This window comes from Flavobacterium sp. (genome assembly GCF_044341185.1).
In the GTDB taxonomy this organism is placed as follows: domain Bacteria; phylum Bacteroidota; class Bacteroidia; order Flavobacteriales; family Flavobacteriaceae; genus Flavobacterium.
Window position 1 is genome coordinate 21,230 of the sequence record NZ_JBIISE010000030.1, and the last position, 8,322, is coordinate 29,551.

At 30.9% G+C, this 8,322-nt stretch carries 11 protein-coding genes; 8 read left to right on the forward strand and 3 right to left on the reverse strand.

Annotated features, from left to right (window positions below):
• Positions 1-69 precede the first annotated feature (69 nt).
• Complete coding sequence (gene coaD, locus ACIQZ1_RS07575) at positions 70-528, reverse strand: pantetheine-phosphate adenylyltransferase (RefSeq protein ID WP_396160375.1); 459 nt, start codon at positions 526-528, stop codon at positions 70-72.
• Between the two features lie 45 nt (positions 529-573).
• A complete protein-coding gene (locus tag ACIQZ1_RS07580) occupies positions 574-1,560 on the reverse strand; it encodes a D-alanine--D-alanine ligase (protein WP_396160376.1) in 987 nt (328 codons plus the stop codon).
• A 79-nt stretch (positions 1,561-1,639) separates the two neighbouring features.
• On the opposite strand from ACIQZ1_RS07580, the gene ACIQZ1_RS07585 reads away from it, so the two are divergent.
• A complete protein-coding gene (locus ACIQZ1_RS07585; protein WP_396160377.1) occupies positions 1,640-2,254 on the forward strand; it encodes a PASTA domain-containing protein in 615 nt (204 codons plus the stop codon).
• Positions 2,254-3,294: an RluA family pseudouridine synthase gene (locus ACIQZ1_RS07590; RefSeq protein ID WP_396160378.1), complete on the forward strand. Its 1,041-nt coding sequence runs from the start codon at positions 2,254-2,256 to the stop codon at positions 3,292-3,294. Before ACIQZ1_RS07585 ends, ACIQZ1_RS07590 begins: the two co-directional genes overlap by 1 nt.
• Before the next feature lie 74 nt (positions 3,295-3,368).
• Here ACIQZ1_RS07590 and ACIQZ1_RS07595 read toward each other — a convergent pair whose 3' ends face one another.
• Positions 3,369-4,433, reverse strand: a complete 1,065-nt coding sequence (locus tag ACIQZ1_RS07595) for a branched-chain amino acid aminotransferase (RefSeq protein WP_396160379.1) — start codon at positions 4,431-4,433, stop codon at positions 3,369-3,371.
• 146 nt (positions 4,434-4,579) lie between these two features.
• Here ACIQZ1_RS07595 and ACIQZ1_RS07600 point away from each other — a divergent pair, with 146 nt between their 5' ends.
• The 6 genes from ACIQZ1_RS07600 to ACIQZ1_RS07625 all read left to right on the forward strand — a co-directional run.
• Positions 4,580-5,065 (forward strand): DUF4920 domain-containing protein, encoded by a 486-nt coding sequence (locus tag ACIQZ1_RS07600; protein ID WP_396160380.1) that lies wholly within the window; start codon positions 4,580-4,582, stop codon positions 5,063-5,065.
• Complete coding sequence (locus tag ACIQZ1_RS07605) at positions 5,065-5,496, forward strand: hypothetical protein (protein WP_396160381.1); 432 nt, start codon at positions 5,065-5,067, stop codon at positions 5,494-5,496. The genes ACIQZ1_RS07600 and ACIQZ1_RS07605 overlap by 1 nt, the downstream gene beginning before the upstream one ends.
• A gap of 155 nt (positions 5,497-5,651) precedes the next feature.
• Positions 5,652-6,164, forward strand: coding sequence for a peptide-methionine (R)-S-oxide reductase MsrB (gene msrB, locus ACIQZ1_RS07610; protein ID WP_396160382.1), 513 nt, complete (start codon positions 5,652-5,654; stop codon positions 6,162-6,164).
• Between the two features lie 102 nt (positions 6,165-6,266).
• Entirely contained in the window at positions 6,267-7,283 is a 1,017-nt protein-coding gene (gene porQ / locus ACIQZ1_RS07615) for a type IX secretion system protein PorQ (RefSeq protein WP_396160383.1), read from the forward strand.
• Positions 7,284-7,334: 51 nt separating this feature from the next.
• Positions 7,335-8,024, forward strand: a complete 690-nt coding sequence (gene cmk, locus ACIQZ1_RS07620) for a (d)CMP kinase (RefSeq protein ID WP_396160384.1) — start codon at positions 7,335-7,337, stop codon at positions 8,022-8,024.
• 31 nt (positions 8,025-8,055) lie between these two features.
• A partial coding sequence (locus ACIQZ1_RS07625) for a hypothetical protein (protein ID WP_396160385.1) occupies positions 8,056-8,322 on the forward strand: 267 nt, incomplete at its 3' end.

The window sequence follows — 8,322 nt, forward strand, 5'->3', positions numbered from 1 at the left end:
ATTTTTAATAGTTTTATGTGATTTCTCCCGTTGGTAGAAATGACAAAAATGAGTATATTTTATTCTAACTTATATTTTACCAACAACTGAATCGGGAACAAAAGCCGAAACATCTCCACCATTTCTTAACACATCGCGCACAATACTTGAGGAAATATAAGATGTTTTTGCGGCTGTTAATAAAAATACCGTTTCAATTTTTGACAATCGTCTGTTGGTGTGTGCAATGGCTTTTTCAAATTCAAAATCAGCTGGATTACGTAAACCACGTAAAATAAATTCCGCTTTTTCTTCTTTGCATAAATCGATAGTTAAACCAGAATACGTGATAACTTTTACTTTTGGTTGGTCTTTAAATGCGTCTTCTATAAAACGTTTTCTATCTTCTAAAGAAAACATATACTTTTTGTCTGCGTTTATACCAATCGCAACAATAACTTCATCAAATAAAGATATACCGCGTTTAATTATATCGTAATGTCCGTTTGTAATTGGGTCAAACGAACCTGGAAATATTGCTTTTTTCATAATTAATAGTTTAAATATTTGATTCTGTTTGAATACAAATTTGTCTTATTTTTTCCAAATTGGTTTTCTTTCCAATGCCAATTTAATTTCGTTTTCTAATAAATCTGAAAAATTTAAATTAGCGTAAGCGGCTTGCTGGGGAAATATACTTTGTGGACTCAACCCAGGATTAGTATTGATTTCGATAAAATGCGGAATGTCGTTCATTACAATAAAATCGATACGAGAAAAACCTTGCATTCCTAGTGCTTCGTATATTTTGGCAGCAGACTTTTCAACTAATTCTGAAACTTCTTTAGACAATCGGGCAGGTGTTATCTCTTCTGATTTACCTAAATATTTGGCTTCATAATCAAAAAAATCATTACCTGAAACAATTTCGGTTATCCCTAATACTTTTGTAATTCCGTTCAATTTCATCACACCAACCGAAATTTCAACGCCTTTTAACTGTGATTCAATTAAAATATCTTTGTCTTCTGCAAATGCAAATGCTAATGCTTTGTCTAATTCTGAGAGTTCTTTTACCATTGAAACACCTAAACTACTACCAGATTGATTGGGTTTTACAAAAAAAGGAAATCCTAATGTTTTAGCAATTTTTTCACCATCAATTTCTTGTCCTTTAGTAACATAAACTGAATTTGCTTTTGGAATATCAAATTTTCCTAAAACGGAAAGTGTGTCACGTTTACTAAACGTAAGTGCACTTTGGTAAAATCCACAACCAGTGTATGGCAAATCAATTAACTCCCAGTAGGCTTGCAAATGACCGTCTTCGCCTGGCGTTCCGTGAATGGTATTCACAGCCACATCAAATTTTACAGAATTCCCATTGTGTTCAAATGAAAAATCAGCTCGGTTAATGGGTAATTTTTGGTCTTCAATTTTCACATACCAACCTTCATTTAAGATGTGAACTTCAAAAACTTGATATTTATCTTTGTTTAAATGGGTTAAAATAAGTTGTCCGCTTCGTAAAGAAATTACAGACTCGTCTGAATATCCGCCCATTACAACTGCTATGTTCATAAAAAAATATTTATTTCTGTTTTATACAAAAATATCATAAAATGTTTTACTTTTCTTATATTTGCGAAAATATATTTCAATGAGTTTAAGAAAGTTTTTAACGAGTTCCACATTTTTCAAAAATTTATTTTTTGCATTAGTGATTGTTATCCTATTTTTAGTAGCGTTTGTAAAGTTTTTAGATTTTAGTACCAATCATGGCGAAGAAATTAAGGTACCTAATTTATCTAAGATGAAATTAGAAATTGCGGAAGAGAAACTAGATGAGGAAGGTTTAGAAGTATTTTTATTGGATACAGTAGAATTTCGTCCAGAATTTCCACCATATAGTATTGTTGAGCAAGATCCAATAGCGGGTTCTAAAGTTAAAGATGGCCGAAAAATATATGTGAAACTTAATGCTGGCGGTTATGCTATGGTTACTTTTCCAGATTTAAAAAACAAAACATTTCGTCAAGCTACAAATGCTTTAAGAGCATTAGGATTAGTAGAAGGCGAATTAAAATATGTACCCGATTTAGCGAAAGATATTGTTCTTGAAGTTTCTTATAATGGAAGACCTGTAAAAGCTGGAGATAAGTTAATGAAAAATTCTAAAATCGATTTTGTTTTAGGTGACGGGAAGGATATGTTTACAGATGAAGATTTGGATTCAATCCCAAATAATGAACAAATTAACGATAGTATAGAATAATGCAAGAATTTATAGATGAGAATGAAACGGCTGATGAAGATTTATTTGAACATCATCGGTTTGAGATAGCAAAAGGGCAACAACCTTTGCGAATTGATAAATTTTTGATAAACAGCATTGAAAACACCACAAGAAGTAAAATTCAGAAAGCAGCCGATGCTGGAACTATTTTAGTAAATGATTTAGCTGTAAAATCTAATTACAAAGTTAAACCAGACGATGTAATTAGAGTGATGCTGGAACACCCGCCGTATGAACACTTATTAAAAGGAGAAAATATACCAATTGATACTGTTTATGAAGATGATCAAGTTATTGTTGTAAACAAACCAGCAGGAATGGTGGTACATCCGGGACATGGAAATTATTCGGGAACTTTAGTAAATGCATTGGCGTATCATTTTGATAATTTGCCAATGAATAGTAGTGAAAGACCTGGATTGGTTCATCGAATTGACAAAGATACATCAGGACTTTTAGTAGTTGCTAAAACCGAAGAGGCAATGTTGCATTTGACCAAACAATTTGCTGCAAAAACGTCAGAACGTGAATATTATGCGATAGTTTGGGGAAATATTGAAGAAGACGAAGGCACTATTGAAGGAAATATAGACCGTCATCCAATCAATAGAATGCAAATGCACGTTTATCCTGAAGGTGAACAAGGAAAACCAGCCATTACTCATTTTAAAGTTATAGAGCGTTTTGGTTATGTAACTGTGGTTTCTTGCCAATTAGAAACAGGAAGAACGCATCAAATTCGTGTACATATGAAATATATTGGGCACACGCTTTTTAATGATGAACGTTATGGAGGTGATAAAATTTTAAAAGGAACTACGTTTACCAAGTACAAACAATTTATAGATAACTGTTTTAAAACATTACCTAGACAAGCACTTCATGCTAGAACACTAGGTTTTGAACATCCTACAACTGGTGAATTTTTACGTTTTACAAGTGAAATCCCTGAAGAAATTACGTCATGTATTGAAAAATGGCGCGTGTACAGTAAAGCAGTACAAATAGAAGAAGATTAATTTAATCGAAAGTATAAGTTATAAAAAAAGCAATTAGATTTCTAATTGCTTTTTTTTATGAGTATTAAAATAAATTATACTTTAACCGTCCAACCAAACGTGTCTTCTGCTAATTTGTATTGTATATTATTTAATTTTTCTTTTAAACTTAATGCAAATGAATTTTCTAATTTAGGTAATTCAAAATATTCTTCTTTATATGAGAAACCTACAATAGGATTAATAACAGCAGCGGTTCCTGCACCGAAAATTTCTTTCAATGTACCATTTTTTGCAGCAGCAACTAATTCTTCAACTAAAACAGGGCGAACTTCCGTATTTATATTATCTCTTTTTGCAATATCTAAAACAGACTTTCTGGTTACACCATCTAAAATTCTTTCAGAAGTAGGTGCTGTTAATAAGGTATCTCCGATTCTGAAGAATACATTCATTGTTCCTGCTTCTTCTAATTTTGTATGTGTGGCGTCGTCAGTCCAAATAATTTGTTGATAGCCTAATTCATTGGCTAATTTTGTTGGATAAAACTGTGCTGAATAATTTCCAGCGGCTTTTGCAGCACCAATTCCTCCGTTTGCAGCTCGACTAAAATGTTCTGCAATAATTACTTTGACTTCTCCAGAATAATATGATTTAGCAGGTGATAAAATAATCATAAAACGATACTGAGAAGAAGGTTGAGCAATTACACCGCTTCCAATAGCTATCATAAACGGTCTAATGTATAATGAATTCCCATTTCCAAACTTCACCCAATCTCTTTCTAAATTCAATAACGATTTTAATCCGTCAATAAAAATTTCTTCAGGAACTTCTGGCATTGCCATACGAACAGCACTTTTATTAAATCGCGTATGATTTTCATCTGGACGAAACATCCATACATCGTCATTAGCATCTTTATAGGCTTTCATTCCCTCAAAAATAGCTTGTCCGTAATGAAACACTTTGGCAGAAGGGTCAATTGTAAATGGTTCGTACGCTTTAATTACGGGTGCTTCCCAAGCTCCATTTTTAAAATCACAAATTAACATATGATCTGTAAACGTATTTCCGAAGGTTAGGTTTTCAAAATCTACTTCATTAATTTTTGAAGTAGTGTTTTTTATGATTTTAATTTCGTTTGTAATGCTACTCATTATATGTCTTATGTGAAGGTTCCCCAAATTTTTTACAAATTTATTAAATTAAATATTGTTGAAGATTCATTTTTTGAATAATTATTAACAAAGTTTCGTATTATTGATTAATTTTGTTTTTTATTTCACCTAATAAATCTATAATTATGAAGCGAATACTATTAATTTTACCATTATTTACACTAGCAATTTCCTGTACTAAAAAGGTAACTAAAACAGAATCTATACCTGTATATGCAGCCTTTGGTGAGAAAATCACGGAAAAGAGTGCCGTATCAAAAGAGGTTTTATTAGAAAAATATAAAACGTTAAAAAAAGGTGATACTTTAGCAGTTAAAGTAGCTTCAAAAATTAATGAAATTTGTCAAAACAAAGGATGTTGGATGACTTTAGATTTAGGGAATAATGAAACAGTCTTTGTAAAATTTAAAGATTATGGATTTTTTGTACCAATGAATGCACAAAAAAGAAATACAATTATTGAAGGAAAAGCGTTTGTGGAAGAAACTTCTGTAGCAGAATTAAAACATTATGCTGAAGATGAAGGAAAATCTGAAAAGGAAATTGCAGAAATTACAGCACCTAAAATAGAATATAAATTTTTAGCCCATGGCGTTTTAATTTCTAAATAATGAAGTACCTTTTAATTATATTTTCGATTTTATTTTTAAGTTGTAATCAAAATAAATCAGAAGATGAAAATTCCACTTGCGAAAAACCAAAAGAAGAATTAAAAATGTATGAAGCTTCTGAAATGGCTATATTAATGGAACAAATGTATGTGCATAATAAACAGCTTCGTGAAAAAATAATCAAAAAAGATACATTAGGTGAATTGCCAAAATATTTCTTGAATATTACAGAAGCAACAATGACTAAAGGAAAAGAAAGAGACGACTTTTTTAATAATAAAGCTGGATTTTATTTAAAAACACAGTCGGAGATTTATGGTTCTAAAAACACAAAAGAAAGTTTTAATTCTATGGTAGATGCTTGTATAAGTTGTCATGAGGTGAAATGTGGCGGACCAATTGAAAGAATAAAAACATTATACATAAAGTAAAATACTAATCAATATATAAAACCGGAATTCTGTTCTGGTTTTTTTTATTTCTTAGATTCTGCATTTAGATTGACAAAAGTTATAAATTCCTTAAAATTTATTATTTTTAAATCTCGAGTATACCTTTTTTGTAATTTTATAGAAATATAAAAAACATGAAAAATATATTTATTATTTTATTGGCATTCAGTTTTGTTTCGTGTAACAGTCAAAATAAGAATGCTGAAATTAAAAAAGATGTTACAAAACAAACGCAAACTAAAAAAGATACAATGGATTTTAAAATTGTAAAAACAGATGCAGAATGGAAAGCGCAACTTACGCCAGAAGAATATGCAGTTTTAAGAGAAAAAGGAACCGAACGTCCTTATACTGGAGAATATGACAAACATTTTGAAAAAGGAATATATGTTTGTGCCGCATGTGAAAATCCGTTATTTACATCGGATACTAAATTCGATTCACATTGTGGATGGCCTTCTTTTGATGAAGCGATAAAAGGTTCGACTATATACCATAAAGATACCTCATATGGTATGATTCGTACAGAAGTAATGTGTGCTAAATGTGGTGGTCATTTAGGTCATGTGTTTGATGATGGTCCTAAAGAAACTACAGGGCAGCGTTATTGTACAAATTCCGTTTCAATAAAGTTTTTAACTCGCTAAATAAGTCATTACATAATTTGGCTAAAACAAATAAAACTAAATTTTCTCATTCTAATATATAATTTTATCTTCGCATCTGCGTTATTACAGAATAACAGAAACATGCTAAGAAAACTTTTACCGATATTTATTGTCTTTGTTTTACCTATTTATGCACAAGTAGGAGGGCAATCGGTATATCAGTTTTTAAATTTAGTTCAATCGCCAAGACAAGCAGCATTAGGTGGAAAAACGGTAACTATTGTGGATTACGATGTAAATCAAGCAATTTTTAATCCTGCTACTATTAATCCAAAAATGCACAATCAATTGGCTACCAGTTATAGTAATTATTTCGGTGAAGTAACCTATGGTACTGCAAATTACGCATATACATGGGACAGACATGTACAAACTTTTCATATTGGTGCGAATTATGTTAACTATGGAAATTTTGATGGTTATGATGAATTTGGAAATACAACCAACAGTTTTACAGGTTCAGAAGGCGCTTTATCTTTTGGATATTCTTATAATCTTCCATGGACGAATTTTTATGCAGGAACTAATGTGAAATTAATTACATCTGCGTTAGAATCTTATAATTCATTTGGAGTAGCGACAGATATTGGATTTTTATATATTGACGATAAAAACGATATTAATTACGGATTATCATTTAGAAATATTGGTTATCAAATTACACCATACGAAACCACAAGAGAAAAATTACCCTTTGAAATTACAGCTGGAATTTCTCAGTTAGTTGAAAATGTGCCAATTAGATGGCATCTTACTTTTGAAAATTTACAACAATGGAATATTGCATTTGCAAATCCGAATAGAGCAAAAAGTAGTTTGGATGGTTCTTCAGAAAACGAAAAAGTATCGTTTTTAAATAATGCTTTGCGTCACGTAATTATAGGAGCGGAGTTGTTTCCAGAAAAAGCATTTAATATTCGCTTAGGTTATAATTTTAGAAGAGGGCAAGAATTAAACATTATCGATCAAAGAAATTTTTCTGGAATTTCCGCTGGATTTAGTTTACGATTTAATAAGGTACGATTTGATTTTTCACATTCTCGATATACTGTTGCAGCCAATTCGAGTATTTTTGGTTTGATGATTAATTTGGATTAATAGGGTTAAAGGTTTTGGGTAAAAGTTAAAGGGAAAGCAAATGTTTATAATATGAAAAAAATTACCATAGCAATAGACGGATTTTCGTCCACAGGAAAAAGTACATTAGCCAAACAGATTGCTAATCAATTGGGGTATATCTATGTTGATACAGGTGCAATGTATCGGGCTGTAACTTATTTTGCTATGCAGCATAATTTTGTCTCTGAAACGCATTTAGATGCGGAAGGATTAATCAAAAATTTATCTAATGTTTCATTACAATTTCGTTTTAATGAAACATTGGGCTTTGCAGAAATGTATTTAAATAATGAAAACATTGAACAAGCCATTCGTACTATTGAAGTGTCACGTTTAGTAAGTAAAATCGCAGAAATATCTGAAGTTCGAGCTAAATTAGTAGAACAGCAACAACAAATGGGTCAAAATAAAGGCATCGTTATGGACGGTCGAGATATTGGAACCGTAGTTTTTCCTAATGCCGATTTGAAATTATTTATGACAGCAAGTCCACAAACCAAAGCCCAACGCCGCTTTGACGAACTACTTGAAAAAGGGCAACGAGTTACTTTTGAAGAAGTACTACAAAATGTGCAAGAACGTGATTATATTGACACACACAGAGAAGATTCTCCTCTTGTAAAAGCTGATGACGCCCTTGAAATTGACAACTCTAACTTATCCAAAAAAGAACAATTTGATTTGGTAATGGAGTTGGTGAATGAGAAGCTGGAAGAGTAAAGTAAAAAGAACCAAATTTAAAATCCTAAATATGAAAAAAGCAATTTTGATATTGTTATTAAATAATACTTTTATTTTTTATTCACAAACTATTGAATTTAATAATGAAAAGTTATTTAATGTTATTTTAAAAAAATATCCTGATATAGATATAAATAATGATTTGCAGATACAAAAGAGTGAAGCGGATAAATTGAAAAAAATCGATTTGATGGAACAAAACATTGATGATATTTCAGATTTGAAATATTTTGAAAATTTAGAATATTTGTCATTGACTATTAACAATATTAAAAAC